This is a genomic window from Paenibacillus sp. CCS19 (assembly GCF_033239625.1).
Taxonomy (GTDB): domain Bacteria; phylum Bacillota; class Bacilli; order Paenibacillales; family Paenibacillaceae; genus Paenibacillus_T.
In genome coordinates this window covers 33,405-53,963 of record NZ_BTCK01000023.1, presented here as the reverse complement: position 1 = coordinate 53,963, position 20,559 = coordinate 33,405, and the positions used below count along the sequence as shown (strand labels likewise).

At 55.8% G+C, this 20,559-nt stretch carries 22 protein-coding genes; 7 read left to right on the top strand and 15 right to left on the bottom strand.

From position 1 onward, the window contains the following. Window positions 1-34: 34 nt before the first annotated feature. Window positions 35-1,402: an aldehyde dehydrogenase gene (locus SBI19_RS16595; protein WP_317970126.1), complete on the bottom strand. Its 1,368-nt coding sequence runs from the start codon at window positions 1,400-1,402 to the stop codon at window positions 35-37. 161 nt (window positions 1,403-1,563) lie between these two features. On the opposite strand from SBI19_RS16595, the gene SBI19_RS16590 reads away from it, so the two are divergent. Further along, the gene (locus SBI19_RS16590) at window positions 1,564-2,220 is read left to right on the top strand and encodes a lysoplasmalogenase (RefSeq protein WP_317970124.1); all 657 of its coding nucleotides are present in this window, start codon (window positions 1,564-1,566) and stop codon (window positions 2,218-2,220) included. Between the two features lie 48 nt (window positions 2,221-2,268). On the opposite strand, the gene SBI19_RS16585 is transcribed toward SBI19_RS16590, so the two are convergent. Next, the gene (locus SBI19_RS16585; protein WP_317970122.1) at window positions 2,269-2,652 is read right to left on the bottom strand and encodes a winged helix-turn-helix transcriptional regulator; all 384 of its coding nucleotides are present in this window, start codon (window positions 2,650-2,652) and stop codon (window positions 2,269-2,271) included. A gap of 233 nt (window positions 2,653-2,885) precedes the next feature. On the opposite strand from SBI19_RS16585, the gene SBI19_RS16580 reads away from it, so the two are divergent. Both SBI19_RS16580 and SBI19_RS16575 read left to right on the top strand, forming a co-directional pair. Then, window positions 2,886-4,094 carry an MFS transporter gene (locus SBI19_RS16580; protein ID WP_317970120.1) on the top strand — a complete coding sequence of 403 codons (1,209 nt, stop codon included), beginning with the start codon at window positions 2,886-2,888 and terminating at the stop codon, window positions 4,092-4,094. Between the two features lie 82 nt (window positions 4,095-4,176). Further along, the gene (locus tag SBI19_RS16575; protein WP_317970118.1) at window positions 4,177-5,028 is read left to right on the top strand and encodes an aldo/keto reductase; all 852 of its coding nucleotides are present in this window, start codon (window positions 4,177-4,179) and stop codon (window positions 5,026-5,028) included. A gap of 65 nt (window positions 5,029-5,093) precedes the next feature. Here the strand turns inward: SBI19_RS16575 and rlmN are convergent, their stop codons facing one another. The 5 genes from rlmN to SBI19_RS16550 all read right to left on the bottom strand — a co-directional run bounded on the left by rlmN (window position 5,094) and on the right by SBI19_RS16550 (window position 9,426). Beyond that, window positions 5,094-6,155, bottom strand: coding sequence for a dual-specificity RNA methyltransferase RlmN (gene rlmN, locus SBI19_RS16570; protein ID WP_317970116.1), 1,062 nt, complete (start codon window positions 6,153-6,155; stop codon window positions 5,094-5,096). A gap of 176 nt (window positions 6,156-6,331) precedes the next feature. Next, on the bottom strand, window positions 6,332-7,561 hold the full coding sequence (locus tag SBI19_RS16565) for an MFS transporter (RefSeq protein ID WP_317970115.1): 1,230 nt from the start codon (window positions 7,559-7,561) through the stop codon (window positions 6,332-6,334). Window positions 7,562-7,681: 120 nt separating this feature from the next. Beyond that, window positions 7,682-8,107: a MerR family transcriptional regulator gene (locus tag SBI19_RS16560; protein ID WP_317970114.1), complete on the bottom strand. Its 426-nt coding sequence runs from the start codon at window positions 8,105-8,107 to the stop codon at window positions 7,682-7,684. Window positions 8,108-8,569: 462 nt separating this feature from the next. Further along, window positions 8,570-8,848: a hypothetical protein gene (locus SBI19_RS16555; protein ID WP_317970112.1), complete on the bottom strand. Its 279-nt coding sequence runs from the start codon at window positions 8,846-8,848 to the stop codon at window positions 8,570-8,572. 74 nt (window positions 8,849-8,922) lie between these two features. Further along, the gene (locus tag SBI19_RS16550) at window positions 8,923-9,426 is read right to left on the bottom strand and encodes a GNAT family N-acetyltransferase (protein ID WP_317970110.1); all 504 of its coding nucleotides are present in this window, start codon (window positions 9,424-9,426) and stop codon (window positions 8,923-8,925) included. 460 nt (window positions 9,427-9,886) lie between these two features. On the opposite strand from SBI19_RS16550, the gene thrS reads away from it, so the two are divergent. Then, the gene (thrS, locus tag SBI19_RS16545; protein ID WP_317970108.1) at window positions 9,887-11,806 is read left to right on the top strand and encodes a threonine--tRNA ligase; all 1,920 of its coding nucleotides are present in this window, start codon (window positions 9,887-9,889) and stop codon (window positions 11,804-11,806) included. A gap of 304 nt (window positions 11,807-12,110) precedes the next feature. Here thrS and thiE read toward each other — a convergent pair whose 3' ends face one another. The 5 genes from thiE to SBI19_RS16520 form a co-directional block, all read right to left on the bottom strand. Then, window positions 12,111-12,791 carry a thiamine phosphate synthase gene (thiE, locus tag SBI19_RS16540; protein WP_317970106.1) on the bottom strand — a complete coding sequence of 227 codons (681 nt, stop codon included), beginning with the start codon at window positions 12,789-12,791 and terminating at the stop codon, window positions 12,111-12,113. Continuing rightward, a complete protein-coding gene (gene thiD / locus SBI19_RS16535) occupies window positions 12,788-13,609 on the bottom strand; it encodes a bifunctional hydroxymethylpyrimidine kinase/phosphomethylpyrimidine kinase (protein WP_317970104.1) in 822 nt (273 codons plus the stop codon). Before thiD ends, thiE begins: the two co-directional genes overlap by 4 nt. 127 nt (window positions 13,610-13,736) lie before the next feature. Next, on the bottom strand, window positions 13,737-14,543 hold the full coding sequence (gene thiM / locus SBI19_RS16530) for a hydroxyethylthiazole kinase (protein ID WP_317970210.1): 807 nt from the start codon (window positions 14,541-14,543) through the stop codon (window positions 13,737-13,739). Window positions 14,544-14,846: 303 nt separating this feature from the next. Further along, complete coding sequence (locus tag SBI19_RS16525) at window positions 14,847-16,124, bottom strand: sensor histidine kinase (protein WP_317970102.1); 1,278 nt, start codon at window positions 16,122-16,124, stop codon at window positions 14,847-14,849. After that, window positions 16,114-16,800: a response regulator transcription factor gene (locus SBI19_RS16520; protein ID WP_317970100.1), complete on the bottom strand. Its 687-nt coding sequence runs from the start codon at window positions 16,798-16,800 to the stop codon at window positions 16,114-16,116. Before SBI19_RS16520 ends, SBI19_RS16525 begins: the two co-directional genes overlap by 11 nt. 240 nt (window positions 16,801-17,040) lie before the next feature. Between SBI19_RS16520 and SBI19_RS16515 the strand changes: the two genes are divergently transcribed. Beyond that, a complete protein-coding gene (locus tag SBI19_RS16515) occupies window positions 17,041-17,508 on the top strand; it encodes a DUF2231 domain-containing protein (protein WP_317970098.1) in 468 nt (155 codons plus the stop codon). A gap of 25 nt (window positions 17,509-17,533) precedes the next feature. Next, the gene (locus tag SBI19_RS16510) at window positions 17,534-18,256 is read left to right on the top strand and encodes a VIT1/CCC1 transporter family protein (protein ID WP_317970096.1); all 723 of its coding nucleotides are present in this window, start codon (window positions 17,534-17,536) and stop codon (window positions 18,254-18,256) included. Window positions 18,257-18,315: 59 nt separating this feature from the next. Here the strand turns inward: SBI19_RS16510 and SBI19_RS16505 are convergent, their stop codons facing one another. Further along, complete coding sequence (locus SBI19_RS16505) at window positions 18,316-18,558, bottom strand: hypothetical protein (RefSeq protein WP_317970094.1); 243 nt, start codon at window positions 18,556-18,558, stop codon at window positions 18,316-18,318. A 122-nt stretch (window positions 18,559-18,680) separates the two neighbouring features. On the opposite strand from SBI19_RS16505, the gene SBI19_RS16500 reads away from it, so the two are divergent. Then, entirely contained in the window at window positions 18,681-19,352 is a 672-nt protein-coding gene (locus SBI19_RS16500) for a YdeI/OmpD-associated family protein (protein WP_317970092.1), read from the top strand. 72 nt (window positions 19,353-19,424) lie between these two features. On the opposite strand, the gene SBI19_RS16495 is transcribed toward SBI19_RS16500, so the two are convergent. Next, the gene (locus SBI19_RS16495) at window positions 19,425-19,889 is read right to left on the bottom strand and encodes a heme-degrading domain-containing protein (RefSeq protein ID WP_317970090.1); all 465 of its coding nucleotides are present in this window, start codon (window positions 19,887-19,889) and stop codon (window positions 19,425-19,427) included. A gap of 50 nt (window positions 19,890-19,939) precedes the next feature. Beyond that, complete coding sequence (locus SBI19_RS16490) at window positions 19,940-20,545, bottom strand: pentapeptide repeat-containing protein (RefSeq protein ID WP_317970088.1); 606 nt, start codon at window positions 20,543-20,545, stop codon at window positions 19,940-19,942. Window positions 20,546-20,559 lie beyond the last annotated feature (14 nt).

The window sequence follows — 20,559 nt, the reverse complement described above, 5'->3', positions numbered from 1 at the left end:
TGGGCAGATAACCGATCTGCTCAGCCTTTTGCTGCTATTTCATCAACCGCCGAATGATCTTAAGCCCCGCCTTGGACGTCGGGTAACGCAGCGGAATATCAAGCCACGTCGCTTGGCGCAGGACGCTCTTCTGATGCGAGAAGGTGAAGAATGTGCTTTCTCCATGATAGCTGCCGATTCCGCTCTCCCCTACACCGCCAACCGGCAAGTAGGACGAGGCAAAATGCATGAGCGTATCGTTGATGCATCCGCCGCCGAACGACAGTCGTTCGATAACGCGCTGCTGGAGCTCGCGGCTGCTGCTGAACAGATAGAGCGCCAGCGGCTTCGGCCGCGCGAGCACCGCTTCGTACACTTCCTCGATTCGGTCATAGGCAAGCACCGGCAGCACGGGGCCGAAGATCTCGTCCTGCATCACCGGCGACGACCAATCGACGCCGTCCAGCACAGTCGGCGCAATCGCTCGCTCACTTGCATCCGTCTGCCCGCCGATTATAACTCGCCCATCATTAAGAAATGCAGCCAGCCTTGCATAATGCCGATCGCTGATCAGATGCGTATAGCTCGGGTTGCGCAGCGGCTCTTCTCCGTACAGCTCTTTCACCGCCGCAGCCAGGTGGCCAAGGAACGCATCCTTCACCTCGCGCTGCACATACACATAGTCGGGCGCTACGCACGTCTGCCCTGCATTCGTGAATTTGCCGAAGGCAATCCGCTTCGCCGCCAGCTTCAGATCGGCATCCCCGCTGACGATGCAAGGGCTCTTGCCGCCAAGCTCCAAGGTGACGGGCGTAAGATGTTTCGCTGCTGCTGTCATCACGATACGGCCGACGTGCGTACTCCCCGTGAACAGAATGTAGTCCGTCTTCTCCGCCAGAAGAGCAGTACTCGTCTCTACGCCGCCTTCGACAACCGATACCCACTCCTGCTCGAACGCATCCGCGATCACATCAGCGATTGCGCGCGACACATGCGGAGCCAGCTCCGAAGGCTTGAGCACGACCGTATTACCCGCCGCAACCGCACCGACCAGCGGCACAAGCGCCAGCTGCAGCGGATAGTTCCAGGGCGCAATGATAAGCGTGACGCCATACGGCTCCGGCACGATGTAGCTCTTGCTCCCCCAGTGAGTGAGCGGCGTACGGACGCGCTTCGGCTTGACCCAGCTCCTCAGCCGTTTCAGCGCATGGCTGATTTCCTTATACACAAGGCCGATCTCCGTCGTGAACGCCTCGAACTCCGATTTGTGCAAATCCTTCTGCACCGCCGCAAGCAGCGCCGGCTCATGCTTCTTGACCGCATCCTGCAGCGCCCGAAGCCGCTTCAGCCGCTCGCTAAGCGGCCGTGTCTTCTCTTCCTTGAAGAATGCGCGCTGCCGTCCGATTATCATAGGAATGTCCATGCCGACTGCCGTCCTCTCTAAATATCTAACCTCAACTAGAAGCGTTCAAAAACGTTCAAAACTCCGCTGTTGATCACGAATGTAAAAGACTAATCACCCGCGTTTGTTGCGTTTCATGTTACAATACTTTCAATCCAATTCCAATGAAGGAGCGAATCTCCGTGGCGCAACGCACACGATTCCACGCATTACTCCCTTGGCTCATCCTTGTCATGAGCATGCTGTACATCTTCATCATCCCGGCCGATCCACATGCTGTGAAGCTTTTGTTCAAAATCATTCCGATGCTGCTCATCATCACCTATACGTACTTGCATATTCCGCATAAAAGCAAGCGCTTACAATGGGCGACGTTCATCGGCCTCATCTTCTGTATGTTCGGCGACGGCCTGCTCGACTGGTTCGTCGTTGGTCTGTCCGCCTTCCTGATCGGTCATCTCTGCTACATGACCGGATTCTTCAGCGAATGGCGCTTCTCCGCTTGGCGGTTCGCGTCAATTATTCCGATCGCTATCTACGCCGCTTACATGGGAACGCAGCTCGTGCAGGCGCTCCGCGAAGACAATGATACGGGGCTCATCATCCCCGTCATCGCCTACATTGCCGTCATCGCGTTGATGGCATGGTCCGCGATCATGACCGGCCGCTTCTGGGCGACGATCGGCAGTCTGCTGTTCCTTGCCTCGGACTCCATTCTGTCGTGGAACCTATTCGTATCCGACATCACGAATGCCGGCATACTCATCATGACGACCTACTACGCAGCGCAGTTCTGTATCGCACGCAATGTCGTAGTCATGTCCAGCGAACAACGCTAACCATCATTCAGCAGCCGCCGTCCCGCGCAGGGTCGGCGGCTATTTGTTTTAATCGCGATTGAGCACATTATCTTCGAGTACCGCAAACTTGTCGCCGTACTCGCGAATGATGTGCTGCTCGCCCCAATTGCAGAGCGCCGTCAGAATCGAACCAAGCGTCTGCCCGTATTCGCTTAATTGGTACTCCACCTTCGGCGGAATTTGGTTGTAGACGATCCGATCCACTATGCCGTCCTGCTCCAGCTCGCGCAGCTGCTGGGTGAGCATTTTCTGCGTGATGCCAGGCATCAGCCGCTTCAGGTCGCTCGTCCGCTTCTTGCCGTGCGTCAGATGACAAAGAATAACGCACTTCCACTTGCCGCCGATTACCTCCAGCGTTGCCTCGACCGAGATGTTGTATTTCTTCCCCGTCGTTGTCGTAGTTGTTGTCATTGCTGCTCACTTCCTCTCCCTTATAGCGCGTGTTCAAAAAGTTATCTTATAGGCACTTAAAAGTGCCTATATTACTTTCTAGTACCTATAGCACTTGAAAGTACGTACTGTTTATTTGATCCCACTACCCCCATAATAGCACTTACCGGCCGGTCAGCACCACTAGGCGACAATCCGCTTCCCTTAGGGAAACAAATGGCTTTGCAATACGTACAAGTAAAGGACGATTCATTATGCATCTTCAACCCAAACAAGCTAATCTGGCGCTTCTGATGCTTGCCTTGAGCGCCTTCGCAATTGGTACAACGGAGTTCATCAGCGTCGGTCTGCTGCCGCTTATCTCCGATGACTTGCATATATCGGTGGCCACTTCCGGCCTTACCGTAACGTTGTATGCGCTGGGCGTCACGATCGGCGCGCCTGTTCTGACTTCACTGACAGCTCGCATCCCGCGCAAAAGGCTGCTCATCGCCATCATGCTGACGTTCATTATCGGCAATGGTCTTGCAGCTTCGGCAACCAGCATCGGCGTGCTGCTTGCCGCCCGCGTCATCTCGGCGTTCGCCCATGGCGTCTTCATGTCGATCGGGTCGACGATCGCTGCCGATCTCGTACCGGAGAGCAAACGAGCAAGCGCGATTGCGCTTATGTTCTCGGGCCTGACGATTGCGACGGTAACGGGCGTGCCGATCGGCACCTTCCTCGGGCAGCAGCTCGGCTGGCGATACGCATTCGCCGCGATCGTCGTAATCGGCATCGTATCGATGCTCGCGCATCTCGCGCTCATCCCGTCGAATCTGCCGCGCGGCCAAGCCGCTAAGCTCGGCGAACAATTCAAGCTCGTCGCACACGGCAGACTGCTGCTAGCCTTCGCAACGACAGCGCTCGGTTATGGCGGCACATTCGTTGTCTTCACTTATTTGTCCCCGCTTCTCACAAGCGTATCCGGCTTCAAGGAAGGGACAACGGCTGTCATTCTGCTGCTGTACGGCATCGCGATTGCAATCGGCAACGTCATCGGCGGCAAAGCAGCCAATCGCAAGCCGGCTCACGCCCTGCTGTATATGTTCGCCCTTCAAGCTGTCGTGCTGTTAGTATTCACCTTCACCGCGCCGTACCAAGACGCTGCGCTCGTGACTGTATTCTTGCTCGGCCTGCTCGCGTTCATGAACGTGCCGGGGCTGCAAGTGTACGTCGTCATATTGGCTGAGCGGTTCGCGCCGCAGGCCAAAGATTTTGCATCAGCCGTCAATATTGCGGCATTCAACGCCGGCATCGCGATCGGCGCCTACACCGGCGGCATCGTCGCCGAGCAGCTAGGTCTCGTCCATACGGCTTGGGTTGGGGCCATTATGGTATTCGGCGCCGTGCTGCTGACCGCATGGATGCGCAGGCTGGAAGAAAGAGACACTAACCCTAAGTCTGACCGCTCTGTTGCATAACCGTTCCATTTCAAGCGCTCAATTACAAGCTCAATTACAAGTTCACTACACAACAAACCACATCTACTGGAGGACGAATTCAATGACTACAACAGCTCAACATCTGCAATCCACAACAACACTTCGCAACGGCGTTAAGATGCCTTGGCTTGGCCTCGGCGTATTCCAAGTTGAAGAAGGCGACACGCTCATCGAAGCGGTCAAATCCGCCATCAAATTCGGCTATCGCAGCATCGACACAGCGGCTGTATACGGCAACGAGCAAGGCGTAGGCCAAGCGATTCGCGAGGCGATTCAGGAGACGGGCATCGACCGCTCCGAGCTGTTCGTCACCTCGAAAGTATGGAACGCTGATCTTGGCTACGAAGAGACACTCGCTGCATTCGATGTGACGATGACGAAGCTCGGACTCGAGTATCTCGACCTCTATCTCATCCACTGGCCCAAAGCAGGCAAGTACAAAGAAGCATGGCGCGCACTTGAGACGCTGTATAAGCAAGGCCGAGTCAAGGCGATCGGCGTCAGCAACTTCCACGTGCATCATCTGGAGGACGTGATGGCAGGGGCAGAGGTTGTGCCGATGGTCGACCAAGTCGAATACCATCCGCATCTGTCTCAGCAGCCGCTGCATGAATTCTGCAAGGCAAACGGCATTCAACTGGAAGCATGGTCGCCGCTGAAACAGGGACAACTGCTGAATGAGCCTACAATTGCTCGGCTGGCCGACAAATACGGCAAGTCGGTCTCCCAAATCATCATCCGCTGGGATCTGCAGAACGGCGTTGTGACGATTCCGAAGTCGGTGAAGCCGCATCGGATCGCCGAGAACGGCTCGGTCTTCGACTTCGCGCTGTCCGATGAGGACATGGCGCTGCTGAATAGCCTGAACCGCGATGAGCGGGTAGGTCCGGACCCGGACAATTTCAATTTCTAATCTGATTATGCCAAAAAGCCTTCAAGCTCCGTGAGCTTGAAGGCTTTATTTGATCGAACAGTCACTTACGCTTCCTTGCGAATCTGCTTGCTGCGCAGCTGTCCGCATGCCGCGTCAATGTCCGCGCCATGCTCCAGACGTACGCTGCAGCTTACATTCTGCTTCTTCATCACATCGTAGAAGGCGTCGATCGCTTCCGGCGTGCTGCGCTGATATTGGCTGTGCTCATCGACCGGGTTGTATGGGATAAGGTTGACGTTCACAAGATCGCGGCGATCGCCGACGAGTTCCGCCAGCTCAAGCGCGTGCTCGACCTTATCGTTCACATCCTTGAGCAGAATATACTCAAGCGTAATGCGGCGATTGGTCTTCTCCAAGTAATAGTCGATCGCATCCATCAGCTTCGCGATCGGAATCGCTTTGTTGATCTTCATGATGCGCGTGCGCAGCTCATCATTCGGCGCATGAAGCGAAACGGCCAGATTCGTGTTCAGGTCGGAATCGGCAAACTCGCGGATTTTGCCCGCCAGACCGCTCGTCGACACCGTAATATGGCGCGGTCCGATCGCGAGACCCTTGTGATCCTTCACCGTGTTGATGAAGTCGGACATATGCTTGTAATTATCGAACGGCTCGCCGATGCCCATCACGACGATGTGGCTGACGCGCTCGCCTTGACCTGCTGCGTCCAGATATAGCTGTACCTTCATGATCTGCTCGGTAATCTCGCCGCTCGTCAGGTCCCGGCTCTTCGCCAGCAGCCCGCTCGCGCAGAAGCTGCAACCGATGTTGCAGCCGACCTGCGTCGTCACGCATACCGACAGACCGAATTTGTGCCGCATAAGCACCGTCTCGATCAGGTTGCCGTCGGACAATCGGAACAGGAACTTCACCGTGCCGTCCGCCGACACCTGCTTCGTATGCTCCTCCAGCGTGCTGATCGCATAATGCTCTTCCAAGAGCGCGATGCAGGCAGGGTTCACGTCTGTCATCTCGGCGAACGTGGTAACACGCTTGCGATACAGCCAATCCCATACTTGCTGTGCGCGAAACTTCTTATGTCCATGCGGCTGCAGCCATTCGATCAGCTGCTCCTGCGTAAATCCGTATACGGATGGTTTACTCATTGGTTGTTGCCCTCACTTTACATCCATTCATTCCAATATTCTTATAATCGTATTGTCCCAGAACTTATCGGATAAAACAAGGCCTGCACCGCACCGCGTCCCAACCCGGCCGCACCTATACAAAAATCGCCCCTATCCGAAGATAGAGGCGACCTGCTGTTCATTCCGCTTAATGATTAATGATGGCCTTCCACTGCATCGACATGCGCCAGATGCTTGCGGTTCAACCACAGGAAGATAACCGACAACAGTACGCAGACACCGCCAACTGTGAATGGCATGTGCGGGTTGTACCACTCGGACAGCTTACCGGCAAGGTAAGGCGCGATAGCGCCGCCGATGAAGCGTAAGAAGCTGTACGCTGCCGAAGCCGTCGAACGCTCGATCGTCGATGCGTTCATGACGCCCGTCGTAATGAGCGTGTTGTTGTTCCCGAGGAATGCGCCGGACAGAACGACCATCCACACAACAACCTCTTTGTTGTAAGTCCAGTTCGCAATAACGAACAATGTCAGTGCGAACAGGAACAGCTGCACGCACATCGCAGGAACCGTACCCTGCCACTTCTGCAGCTTAGGCGCTACAAATACCGACGTGAACGCCAGCAGGAGACCCCAGCCGAGGAATACATAACCGAGCTGATGCTCGTCGAAATGATGGATATGACCGAGTACAAGTGCCGCATATACGAGCAAAGTGAAGAAACCGAAGTTGTACAGGAATGCTGCGATACCGAACGTACGAAGCGCGCGGTTCTTCAAAGCGCGGAACGGATCGAGCAGCGACGTTTTGCGTTTCGGTGCCGCTGCAGCGTTGTTCTTGCGAGATGGCATCAGCGTCATCAGCAGAATGAATGCGATGACCATGAGGCATGCTACGCCGAAGAATGGTCCGCGCCACGAGATCGAGCCAAGCTCGCCGCCGAGCAGCGGGCCAACCGAGATGCCGAGACCTACGGCAACCTCGAAGAGAATAATCGACTTGGCAACGCCCGTCTTGGACATCGATACAACCGCCGTCAGCGCCGTTGCAACGAACATAGCGTTACCCAGGCCCCAACCGCCGCGAAGCAGAACAAGGCTTGTTACGCTGTTCGACCAGCCGCCGAGTGCGGAGAAAATCGCGATGAAGATTACGCCAAGAATGAGCGTTCCTTTAATGCCGATACGCGACGAAATCGCGCCGGTAATGAGCATCGCAATGGCCATGACGGCATTATAGCTCGTGAAGAGCAGCGTCACGTCAGAGTCCGATGCGTTGAAGTTCTTCGCGATCGACGGGAGGATCGGGTCAACGAGACCGAGGCCCATGAATGCGATGATGCAGGCAAAAATAACGGCCCACACCGCCATCGGCTGACTGAACATGCTTGATTTGGGTGCAAGTGAATCTTTGGATTGCTGCATTGTTGCTCAGGCTCCTTTTTTCTTTAAATGCGTGTTCAAAAAGGTCGGTTTTCAGCACCTGATGCCGATACGCTTCTTGTAATACTTCGTGATCAAAAGCAACCTTTTTGAACAACCTCTTTAAGTTAGAGTGTTCTGGATGGCTTCCTTAATTCGTTGATGAAGCTGCTCCCTCTCTCGTCTGAACTGCGCCATCGTCTCCATCTTCTGATCGATCATCTGCAGCTGCTGCGCGAGACCGCGCTCAACCTCCTGCAGGTGATGACGCTTCTGCTCGGCATCCTCCGTGTTCTGGATCGAGGTTCGGTGACCTTCGAACGTCTCTCGAAGCTGAACGAAATCGAGAATCTCTTGCAGCGAAAATCCGAGCACGTCGCGTGCGCTCACGATTTGCTTCAGCCGTTCGATATGCTCCTGCGAATACAGCCGCATGCCGCCCTCCGTCCGCTGCGTGGACATGAGCAGACCAAGCTCCTCGTAATAACGGATCGTGCGCTTCGTTAGTCCAGTTACTTTGGATACTTCATCAATTTTGTAAGTTTCCATCCTTTAAGACCTCCACTGCCGTACCTAACGACATGAATTATAGTAATCCTAAACCAACGTTTACGTCAACGTTAACTTTTGGACGTGATTTTAACTATTTGTATTGTTCCTCGCTCTTGCGCGTTCATACGCTCGTTCAATCGCATCATTCGTTCAATTTGCTGCTGCACGTACAACTTTCAGTGGCGGCTAAGCTGGTATTAAGCGGTTTTTCAGCCTGCTCTCCGATGATGAACATGTGGGCCATTGAGCGCTGTCGCTGGCCCACCACAACGTAATGCGCCGTATTACCGCATGGTGTCTGGGACTGACCATCCCATGGCATGAGCATACTCAAGCCTGCAGCCGTCTCGGACGTGCCCCTGTCACCCCTGACGCTGCAGGCTACCGAGTATGACTTACTCTCCACAACGAAAAAACACCCCGATTCGCCAAGCTTCATCGGGATGCCTCTATTCGTTTCTAGTATACTTTGAGCGCGCGGCCCTTCTCGTCGAGCGTGAATTTGCTGCGGCGAACGACCGATCCGTCCTTGAACTGAACGACGACGCGTGCCGCTGGATCCGACGCGTCCACGTCTGTTTTCCAACCTGCTGTATTGAGCAGTGCAAGCACTTCCTCCAGCCCGAATTCCTTATAGCCGTAGAAGCCGCTAAGCCCCGCCCATTCCTTCAAAAGCACGGTTACACGGTGGTCCAGCTTGTCCACTCCCGTACCGCGATTGTTGTTACGTTTCACCATATATGCGTCCCTCCGCAATTGTTTGCGCCCCAGATTGCTGCTCTTGAAATCATAGCATGTTTACAAGGTGCCGTCTATTCAAGCCGCTTGGCGTAGCAGTGTCGCATATTGCCCCCGTACATCGGGCGCGTAAACCGTATGGTCAAGCCCGCTTCCTCCAGATTCCGCCTGCTTGGCGTATTGTCCGGATGAACCGTGCCGTACAGATAGAGCGATCCACGCTCTCTCGCCCGCTTCTCCCGCAATTGGGTGAACGTTCGCTGGAGCCCGCGTCCACGTACGGATTCGTGAACGATCGTCCCCTCGAGCACAGCAACCTTGTCCAGCTCATCTGCAGGCACGCCGAATTCACTGCCGAGATTCCAATCGCGCTGCCCCGGAAAAGACAGCACCGTGTAGGCGACAAGCTTATCTCCCTCATAGGCGCCATAGATCTCGCCCAACTCCTCCACATGCGCATAGAGGTAAGCCTCGTCGCCCATTGCGAATAGCTCTTTCGACGGCAGTCGCGACACTACATCCACCATTAGTGCGTATACTTGCGGCACTTCGTCTTCGGTAATGCGGCGAATCTCCATACGTACATAGCCTCTCTTCCATGTGGAGCTCTAACCGCCCCGATTCCAATATTTTAAAATAATTTCTTTTGATTTCCAATGTTGACACCGCAATTCATCCAGCGCTATAATCAGTCCCAAGCTTTATATCCCAAGGCGATTATCAAAGACATGATTTCAACGATCCATCCTGCCCAGAGAGAGGAGCACCCGCTGCGAGCTCCTTCAGCGATGTCGATGAAGTTACCCCTTTGTAGCCGTGATGTGGAACCCGCTGCGGCTAGCGGAAGTATTCATCACCGTCTCGTCCCCGTTACCGGATGCCAATGAGGACCCTGTTCTGCAGCCGTAGGATCAGAGGTCAAATGTAGGGTGGAACCACGAGTTTACAAGCACTCGTCCCTTTGCGGGATGCGTGCTTTTTTTGTGTTTGCACGCATTTCGCCTAACTTGATTCTAAACAATCAGGAGGGTGAACAAAATGGCGATTCAAGTCATTTTGCCAAACGGCGCAGCAAGAGAGATTCAGGCAGGTACAACAATCGAAGAGGTGGCTGCGGCAATATCCCCAAGCCTGAGGGACAAGGCCATCGCAGGAAAACTCGACGGAAAGCTGGTGGATCTATACACACCGATTCAATCCGACTGCTCCGTAGAGATCGTTACGCAAGACAGCAAGGAAGGGCTTGAGATTTACCGTCACAGCACAGCGCATCTGATGGCCCAAGCATTAACTAGGCTGTACGGCCGGAGCACAGTGAAGCTCGGCATCGGTCCTGTGATCGAGGACGGCTTCTACTACGACGTCGACATGGAGCATCAGTTGACGCCTGAAGATCTCGCGAAGATCGAGAAAGAGATGGCCGCAATCGCAGCCGCCAACCTCGTCATTCGCAGGCGCGAAGCAAGCCGGGATGAGGCTAGACAGATCTTCGAGCAGCAGCACGATCACTTGAAGCTTGAGCTGATCGACGCGCTTCCAGCGGATGCCGTCATCTCGCTCTATGAGCAGGGCGAATTCGTTGATCTGTGCCGCGGGCCGCATCTACCGTCGACAGGTCGGATTCGGGCGTTCAAGCTGCAAAGCATTGCAGGCGCATACTGGCGCGGCGACTCCAACAACAAGGTGCTGCAACGGATCTATGGCACGGCTTTCCCGAAGCAGGCGCAGCTTGACGAGCATCTGATGCTGCTGGAGGAAGCGAAGAAACGTGATCATCGCAAGCTCGGCAAGGAGCTGGAGCTGTTCATGTTCTCCGAGGAAGCGCCGGGCATGCCGTTCTATCTTCGCCATGGCATGGTCATCCGCAATGAGCTGGAAAGCTTCCTGCGCGAAGTGCAAAGCCGGCAGCAGTACGACGAAGTGCGTACGCCGCTCATGATGAACCAGCGTCTATGGGAGCAATCCGGACACTGGGATCACTACAAAGACAATATGTATTTCACGGATGTGGACGACAGCCGATTCGCGCTCAAGCCGATGAACTGTCCAGGCCACATGCTTATTTATAAAAATGCCCGGCACTCCTACCGCGAGCTGCCGATTCGCATCTCTGAATTCGGGCAGGTGCACCGCCATGAGTTTTCCGGTGCGCTGAACGGAATGATGCGCGTACGGACATTTTGCCAGGATGATGCGCATATCTTCGTCCGCTCAGATCAGATCGAAGCCGAGATCGACCGCGTCATCGCGCTGATCGACCAGATCTACAGCGTGTTCGGCTTCTCCTACGCAATGGAGCTGTCGACGCGCCCTGAAGACTCGATGGGCTCGCAGGAGCTGTGGGATCAGGCCGAGGCGGCGCTGAGCAACGTGCTCAACAACCGCGGCGTTCAGTATCGAATTAACGAAGGCGACGGCGCGTTCTATGGGCCGAAGATCGACTTCCATATCCGTGACGCCTTGAAGCGGAGCTGGCAATGCGCGACGATCCAGCTCGACTTCCAGATGCCGGATAAATTCGAGCTGTCCTACATTGGCGAGGATAACGGCAAGCATCGTCCCGTCGTCATTCATCGCGCCGTGTATGGCTCGATCGACCGATTCATCGGGATACTGACGGAGCACTTCGCCGGACTGTTCCCGGTATGGCTCGCTCCTGTGCAGGTGAAGCTGCTGCCGGTCTCCGACCATTATGTCGACTATGCCTATGAGGTCAGGAAACAGCTGATCGAGCAGGGCATTCGGGTAGAAGTCGACGAGAGCAGCGAGAAGCTCGGGTACAAAATCCGTGCCGCACAGCTAGCCAAAATCCCTTATATGCTCGTGCTGGGCGAGAAGGAACAAGCAAGCGGCACGGTCGCGGTGCGCCGACGCGGCGAAGGCGATCTCGGCAGCATGGACATTGCCCTGTTCGCTGAACGTGTGCGGGAAGAGATTCAGCGGAAAGCACATGAGTAATTCGATGAGGAACACAGCAGCTGAGGCTTATAGCCGTCAAGCATTGTCACACTTCGCACGGGGTGCAGACAACGGCTCGCGTTAACATTAACCCGAACCGAGCAGCTATTGTCAACGACGCCCGTGATGAATCATCGAGTACAAAAGATGCATGTTCTGCATCTTTGCGCCACATCCACCGCCTCACTGACAAAAAGGGCTGTACGCAATAAGTCGAAACAATCGACTTGGTGGCGTACAGCCCTTATTCATTCCGTACCTAGCAGCAACTCCTCACAAGCAGCTGGCGTTCGCGCTTATCTCTCTAGCGGACCTGTGCCGCCGAAACTGCGTCCCGCAGCGCTTCCGTACCCGCCCGCTCATTGTCCGCATGCGTAATCGCGGTGATGACGGACACGCCGTCCGCCCCTGCGCGCACGACATCGCCGGCGTTGCCAGCGTGGATGCCGCCGATCCCGACGATCGGCACCGTTACGCCGCTCTCGCGCAGCCCGCTCAATACCGCTAGACCGGATGCCGACTTGGCATCTTCCTTGGTCTGCGTCGAATACAGCGGTCCGACGCCAAGGTAATCGGCGCCGCAGCGAACAGCGGCTTCCGCTTCGGCCAGATTATAGGCCGACACGCCAAGAATTCGGTCGTCCCCGATGCGGCGTCTTACTTCTGTCGCTAGCTCATCCTCTTGGCCGACATGGACGCCATCTGCATCAAGAGCCAACGCCAGATCGATGTCGTCATTCACGATGAACGGCACGCCGCTGACGCGGCACAGCTCCCGAAGCCGCGACGCGAGCGTAAACCGCTCGTCGCCAGTCAGCGCGCCTGTACCCTTCTCCCGATACTGGAACATCGTAATGCCGCCAGCAATCGCATCTGTCAGCACCTGTTCCGGATCTCGGATGCAGTTGTTGCTGCCCATAATGAGATACACTTGGAGCAGCCGGCTCAGCTCTTCAGGCTGCCGCCAGCTTGCCTGCGGGCTCATCGTCCCACTCCTGCAGCCTGACGTCTCCGATAAGCCCAATGGTTCGTAGGGCCGTGACCTTGTCCAAGCTGAATCGTGTCTTCGATTGCCGCTTGAATGAACTGCTTCGCCACTTCAACGGCCTGCACGACGGTGCGGCCTTTCGCCAGCTCCGCCGTCATTGCAGCGGCGAACGTGCAGCCTGTGCCGTGCGTGTGACGCGTCTCTTGGCGCGGGCTGCTGAATTCATAGAAGTCGCGTCCATCATAGAGCAGATCGATGACTTCGTTCGGGTTCGAATCGTCATGGCCGCCTTTCATGACGACGTTCTTCGCGCCAAGATCGGCGAGAATGCGAGCCGCTTCCTTCCGGTCTTCCAAGCCGCGAATCGGCTTGCCGGCGATCAGCTCAGCTTCCGGCACATTCGGCGTGATGACGAGCGCGAGCGGCATGAGCACTTCGCGGAGTGCGCGGACCGCCTCCTCGAGCAGGAGGACCGAGCCGCCTTTGGCAATCATAACCGGGTCAACAACGACCTTGTCCCACTTGTACTGCACCAGCTTCTCTGCGACGCCTCGAATTATATCGCTGTTGAACAACATGCCGGTCTTCACCGCATCCGTCCCGATATCTTCGCCGATTGCATCCATCTGCTTCTGTACCGCTTCGACCGTCAACGGATAGATGCCGTGTACGCCCAGCGTATTCTGCGCCGTCACCGCGGTCAGCGCCGTCATGCCGAATACGTCCAGCTCTTGGAACGTCTTCAGGTCGGCCTGAATGCCCGCTCCGCCGCCGCTGTCCGAGCCCGCTACCGTTAATGCTCTTGCAACTGTCATCGCTGTTCACTCTCCTGTCGTGCTGTTATCCATCTATCTTCAGAAAGCCGCAATAGCCCTCTAGTCTGTTTGCCGCATAACCGAAGTACCTCGTAACTCTTACGGCCTATATGCGTTTCCGCTCAGCTTACAGCTTCTCGATCCGGCCCAAACGCTCGATGTCAGCTTCCGATACAAGCGCCAGCTGGTTCAGGAATTCGATCTGGAAGCTGCCTGGTCCCTGCTCCTTCGTCTTGCTCGCTGCGATTTCTGCTGCAACGCCATACACAACCAATGCAGCCGCGGCTGCACGTGCCGGATTCGGTTCAACGGCTGCGAATGCGCCGATCACCGACGTCAGGAGGCAGCCCGTGCCCGTTACGCGAGTCAGGATCACATCGCCATTGCGTGCTACATACGTGTCCGTACCATCGGATACAACATCTTCCGGACCTGTAACAACCGCTACCGTGTTCAATTGGCGAGCGGCCGTCTGCGCCAGCTCTACAATATTGCCGTCGCCTGCGCCGGCATCGACGCCTTTGATCTGCCACGCTTGACCGACTACGTTAGCGACTTCCGCTGCGTTGCCGCGAAGAATCTGTACATTCAACTCACTCATGAATTCCTGCGATACGCGCGTACGGTATGCAGTCGCGCCTGCGCCTACCGGGTCGAATACGAGAGGCACGCCATGCTGGTTCGCAGAAGCGCCTGCGATCTTCATCGCCGCCACGTCCGTTTCATTTAGCGTACCGATGTTCAGCACGAGCGCGCCGGAGATGCGGGCGATATCCGCCACTTCTTCCTTCGCATACGCCATCAGCGGCGAAGCGCCGAGCGCCAGAAGGCCGTTCGCTGTGAAGTTCGTAACTACCACATTCGTCATGCTTGTTACGAGCGGATTCGCCGCTCTTACTTTGCCTAGCAATTCTTTGACATCTTGAATGTTCATCATTAATCTACCTCTCTGTGTGAAGTTTATTTATGAATATAAAAAAACGCTCTGCCTGCAGGAGCAAGCACAGCGCATGCGCGTCATCGATCATACCCATAACTTAAAGAACGCTTCCCTACGCTGGCATTATCCAACAGGTTCATTCGGTCTACGACGGATTAGCCGTACTCTCAGCCTGCTTCCACAAGCTCCCGCTACTATTCAATTGCGATCAGTGTATTACAGAATCGACAAAATTACAATGGCGCAATTCTTACTCCCCGTCATCATCGGATCGTTACCTTGCATTTCCCCTCCCCTTCAACGACCCCTCGGCAGCATTATCTCGACCGCAGTCCCTTCGCCTGCAATCGACTGAATGCGAATCCGGCCGCCATGCGCCTGCACGATCCATTCCGCAATCGAGAGACCAAGCCCCGTGCCCGCTGCGGTACGCGAACGAGATTTGTCCCCCCGATAGAAACGCTCGAAGACGTGAGGCAGATCTTCTTCGGAGATGCCGCAGCCATTATCTTCGACGCGGAGGACGACCATATGCGGGTCGCCGCTGCAGGATACTGCGATTCGCCCGCCATCATGCGTAAACTTGAGCGCATTGTCGAGCACAATGACGAGCAGTTGACGAATTCGGCCCTCGGCTCCCATGAACGACATCGGCTCTTGCATGTCCAGTCCAATATCGATACCACGCGTTTCCCCAAAAAACCGAAAGTGCTCGACCACTTCCCGAAGCAGGCCGTCAAGCGCAAACTCAGCGGTTTGCAGCTGCAATTGATTGGAATCCGTACGCGCAAGCGTCAGTAAATCGTCGATAAGCTTGCCCATACGCCGACTCTCCCGCAATATGACCGAAATGTGTTCGCTCTCCTGCTCGACAGAACGGTTCGGATGTCTCAGCAGCAGCTCGGTCTGCGCATGGATGACGGCCGTCGGACTTCGAAGCTCGTGCGAGGCGTCCGCAACGAACCGCTGCTGCTTGTCCCAGGAGCGCCGGATCGGCACCAATGCCCGGCCCGCCAGCCAATAGCCTGCCACAATCGACACGATGGCACCGATCACTGTACCGGCGGCGATGTCCAGCAGCTGCGTATGCAGCATGCCCTCTACATCACTCAAGCTTCGGACGATGCTGATCATGCCGATCGGGTCCGATGCCATGCACGGCGGGCTACCGCTGTCGATCCCGCAATTCAATTGAAGGAGCCGGAAATGCCCGGCCTTGGTTTGAATTGTGTACAGCTTCTCCGTCCGCTTTCCCTCTGACCCCGGCTGAAATTGCTTTATAAGCGGGGGACTGAACGCGCCTTCCGGCAATTGGCCAATCAACTCCCCCTTCGCGTTCCAGAACAGGTACGTCGTGCGCTCATCCTGCTGCAGCTCCCGCATGTCCGATCGAAGCAGCTCGTCCAGCCGATGCACCGACTGAATTCGATTCTCGGACAAGTGCAGAATTTCGTCCATGTCGTGATAAAGCCGGTATTGCATATGAAAATACAGCACTGCCCCCAGCACCGCAACAATAAACAGCAGCACGACTGTGTTCAAGACAGCAAGCCGTCTTCGCGTGTCATGGAACATGGTTTTCTCCTTTGACCATATAGCCGATGCCGCGTACCGTCCGAATGAGCCCGTCGGCATCGTGTGCTTCCAGCTTCTTGCGCAAATGGTGCACATACACGTCCACCGCTGTTGTCGCGGCATCTGATTCAAAGCCCCAGATACGGTCGAAAATTTGATCGCGGGTCAAGATCCGCTCCTGGTTGCATAGCAGAAATTCCAGCAGCTCATACTCCTTTGCCGTCAACCGCAGCGGCTGGCCGCCCGCGTAGCCGTCGCGTTCGGAAGGAACAAGCCGGACCACGCCGCAGCTCACCTCGCCCTCTGCCCCGAGCGCTCCTCGTCTCCGCAGCACCGCGCGAGCCCTTGCGAGCAGCTCGGCGACAGCGAAAGGCTTGGTAACGTAGTCATCCGCTCCCGCATTCAGGCCATTCACCAGATCCTCCACACTGTCCTTTGCCGTTAACAAAATAATCGGGACCCCAATGGACCGCTCTCGAAGCCGTTTTACAATTTCGATGCCGCTCATGCCGGGCAGCATAACGTCCAGAACGATCAGATCATGAATCATCTGCTCCGCTGCATAAAGGCCGTCGTCGCCCGTCTCCTCCCCGTCCGTCAGGAAAGCCTCGTCCTCGAATACATCCCGTATGATACGAAGCAGCTCCGGATCGTCTTCTACCACTAGCACCCGCATTTGTTTCCGCCTTTCGTTCTTTTAAGATAATTTCAATAATCCTCTGCTATCGTTAGGTCGTCGAGCATTCACGAGAAATCGAGCGCAACTTATCCTGCATCTTGGCATCTGATCGCATGCACGCCGGGCTAACCTTGGCACGAGAAGCACGCAATGATGCATTTGCCATTCAACGGTAGTGTAGTCGCATTTTTCCTGATTGAATTGACGCATAATAACGCCAAGGAGGTCTCTCGTTCCATGTTAACCGAAATTACGAGCCATCTGCATCCTATCCTCGTCCACTTCCCGATCGCCCTCATCGCGATTGCCGTCGGCTATGACCTTGTGTATGCGATTATGCATCGCAGCCTGCCGCCTAAGCAAGGGCTGTGGCTGTGGCTGATTGCGGCGGTCAGCGCCTGGCTGGCGGTCTCGACCGGTCCGGAGGAGGATGCTTACGGCAATACGACATTCTTGGACATTCACTCCATGTTAGCCGACGCAACGGCTTGGGTCGTCACGGCGCTGACCGCTTTCAGGCTCTTCATGCATTACCGGAACAAACAGATTGCCAAGGCAACGCTTGCGCTGTATCTGGTTATATCTATCGCATCGCTCGGTCTCGTCCTTGGTACAGGCTACTATGGCGGCAAAATGGTGTACTCCGACGGCGTAGGCGTCAAAGTCAACGGACAGGACGTCAACCCTTCTAAATCGGAGCAATAAGAAAACAATTAAGGAATGTGATCGCATGGCATTATTCCAAAGCAATTCAGCCCCTACTGGCAACGAGCATCACGAAGCGCATTTTACGGCTTCCGAGCTCGTCAAAGATATCGTCATCGGCATGGCCGATGGGCTGACGGTGCCGTTCGCGCTTGCAGCCGGCCTGTCCGGCACGCTCTCCAATACAAATCTCGTCGTCGTAGCGGGCTTTGCCGAGATTGCGGCAGGCTCGATTGCCATGGGGCTGGGTGGGTATTTGGCAGCTCGGACGGAGCACGAGCACTACGCGTCCGAGCTGGCGCGGGAGCGCTATGAGATCGAGGCTTTCCCAGATAAAGAAAGGGAAGAAGTAGCCGAAGTTTTCCGAGGCTGGGGACTGCCAGAGCCGGTCGTCGCCGATGCCGTTCAAGCGCTAGCCGATAATCCCGACCACTGGGTCGATTTTATGATGAAGCACGAGCTTGGATTGGAACAACCTGAACCGAAGCGAGCTCGCAACAGCTCGCTGACGATCGGGCTCTCCTACATCGTAGGCGGAATTATCCCGCTATCGCCATATATTTGGATCGCTGAGTCCGCTGCCGCGCTGCTCGTGTCGACGATCGTCACACTGCTAGCGCTGTTCGTGTTCGGTTACGTCAAGGGCCGTTTCACCGGCCTGAAGCCATTCAAGAGCGCTTGGCAGACGATGCTTGTCGGCGGGCTGGCCGCGGGCTTCGCGTTCATCATATCCAAATGGATCTCATGAAACCGGGCTTAGCAGGCCCGGCCCTTCTATCGTGCGAACCGACCCGTCAAGCCCATTCATCAGCGCCTCGCCGCTTTCTGGTCCTTATACCAGCCTACCGTCGCGTCAATCGCCTGCTCGATAGGCGTCGCCTGCATGCCGAACCGCTCGCTGAACTTGCGGGTGTCCAGAACAAAATCGCGCTCGAACCGATACAGCATCTCGATCGTCTCTTTGGCCGCAGGCATGAACAACCCGGCCATTCGAAGCATGCCTCTGCCCATCGTTCGATTCGCAGATCTCTGCCGCTTGGCCAATCGCATACATTTGGTCCTGACGCATGAGCAACATCCTTTCTCTCCCTATGATGGACAACAGCAACGACTTCCCAGTAGTTATGATATAGTGAAAGCAATGTGCGATTCGATCGATGGGAGGCCTCACGATGTCTAAGACGATCGTAGACAAACTCAATTTACACAAATATAACAAGACAGCCGTCCTTGGCATGCCAGAGGGCGAGAACCTGCTGGAAGGGCTGGAGAATTACGATATCGCGCTTGCTGGCGGCGGCTATGAGATGATTTTTGCGTTCACGCTCGATATGGGGGCACTTCAATCACTCGTGCATGACGTCATCGGCAGTGAAGCGCTCAGCCGAGGCGGTTACTTGTTCGCAGCCTATCCGAAGAAAGGCAACAAGGTCTATCCAACCTACATCCATCGTGATGACCTGTTCGAAGGGCTCGGCGCGAGCGAAGAAGACGGTTATATCGGGACTAGCGACTTGAAATTTGCACGCATGGTAGGACTGAACGATGTATTCACGGTCGTCGGCTTCAAGCTCGAACCGCGTAAGACCGCCGCCTCGACTAAACCAAGTCAAAGCTCTGGCGACTATGTCGCATTCATTCCGAACGTGGAGCAGGATCTGCAGCACTCGCCTGATGCGCTCGCATTCTACCAGTCGCTCACACCGGGGTACCGCAGAGACTGGGCGCGTTATGTGTACAGCGCCGTGCAGAAGGAGACGCGGGAGAAACGGCGCGAGGAAATGAAGGTCATCCTGGGCGAGGGCTTCAAGAGCGTGGATCTGTATCGCAGAGGGAAGCAGTAATCGGATATAAGTAGCCATATGTAAAAAAGCCCGCGTTGCCTGCCAGGCAAGCAATCGCGGGCTTTCGTATGTTTACTTGCTAGCGAGCAGCCTGCGGACACCTTCTACGGCAACCGCATGGTCCTCTTCGCCTGGCAGACCGGACACCGTAACCGTGCCGACCTTTCCTTGACCGCGAACGACGATCGGGAAGGAGCCGCCTTCGCCCTGGTAATCCGATTCCGGCAGACCCGATCCTTCGTGGAACGACTGGCCCTTCGAGCGGTAAGTCTCGCCCACGTAGAGCGAGCTGTGGCCGAAGCGATTCACGACATTACGCTTCGCGTTCATCCAGTAGGTGTTGCCCTTGTTCGTACCCGCCATATAATGCGTGAACAATGGGTGCTCGTCGTTCTCGATGTGGACGGAGATGCCGACGCCCCTCTCCTTCGCAACTTCAACGATGAAGCAGCCCAGTCGGAAAGCATCCTCGTTCGTCCAAGCGTTCAACTGCAGCTCTTCCTCTTGAGCAAGCAGCGTATTCAGCAATTCACTCATTGTCGTAATCCCTTTCTCTATCAAGAGGTCGTTCAAAATAGTCTGTTGGTTTATTCAACCTTGGCGCCATAGCAGCGCAGGAAGGCAACCGCTTGTGCGTTGTCCATCCGAACGCCCTTCACTTCGACGTTCAGCCAGTTGACGCCGTCGACTTCAGCCCCGCGCAGATCTGCGCCCGACAGCTTCGCTTGTCCAAGGTTCGCCCGCGACAAATCCGCCTTGCGCAGATCCGCCTTCTCAAGATTGGCGCCCGCTAGATCAGCCTCGAAGAAGGCAACACCTCGCAGATCCTGCTTCGTCAGCCTCGCGTGACGCAGGTTCACATAGGACCAGTCGCCCTGCACAATGGTAATCCCGTCCAGCTGCGCCTTCACGAAGTCAGAGCCGGTCAGCTTGCAGCGGTCGAACTTGGCGACGAACAGATTCGCCTCGCCGAACTGACAGTTCAAGAACGCTGTCTCCGTGTGAAGCGATGCGTTCAACGCCGCGCCACGGAAATCACAGCTGTTGAACCGGCAGCCGCTCGTCTCGATTTCCTCCAGCGATCCGCTTGCGAATGAGCAGCGCTCGAACGTACAGCGGATGAACTGCGCCTCCTTCAAGTCGCGGTCGCCGAAATCAACCAACTCATAGTGCTCATCGGTAAATACGTTCATTCTTCCTGCACAAC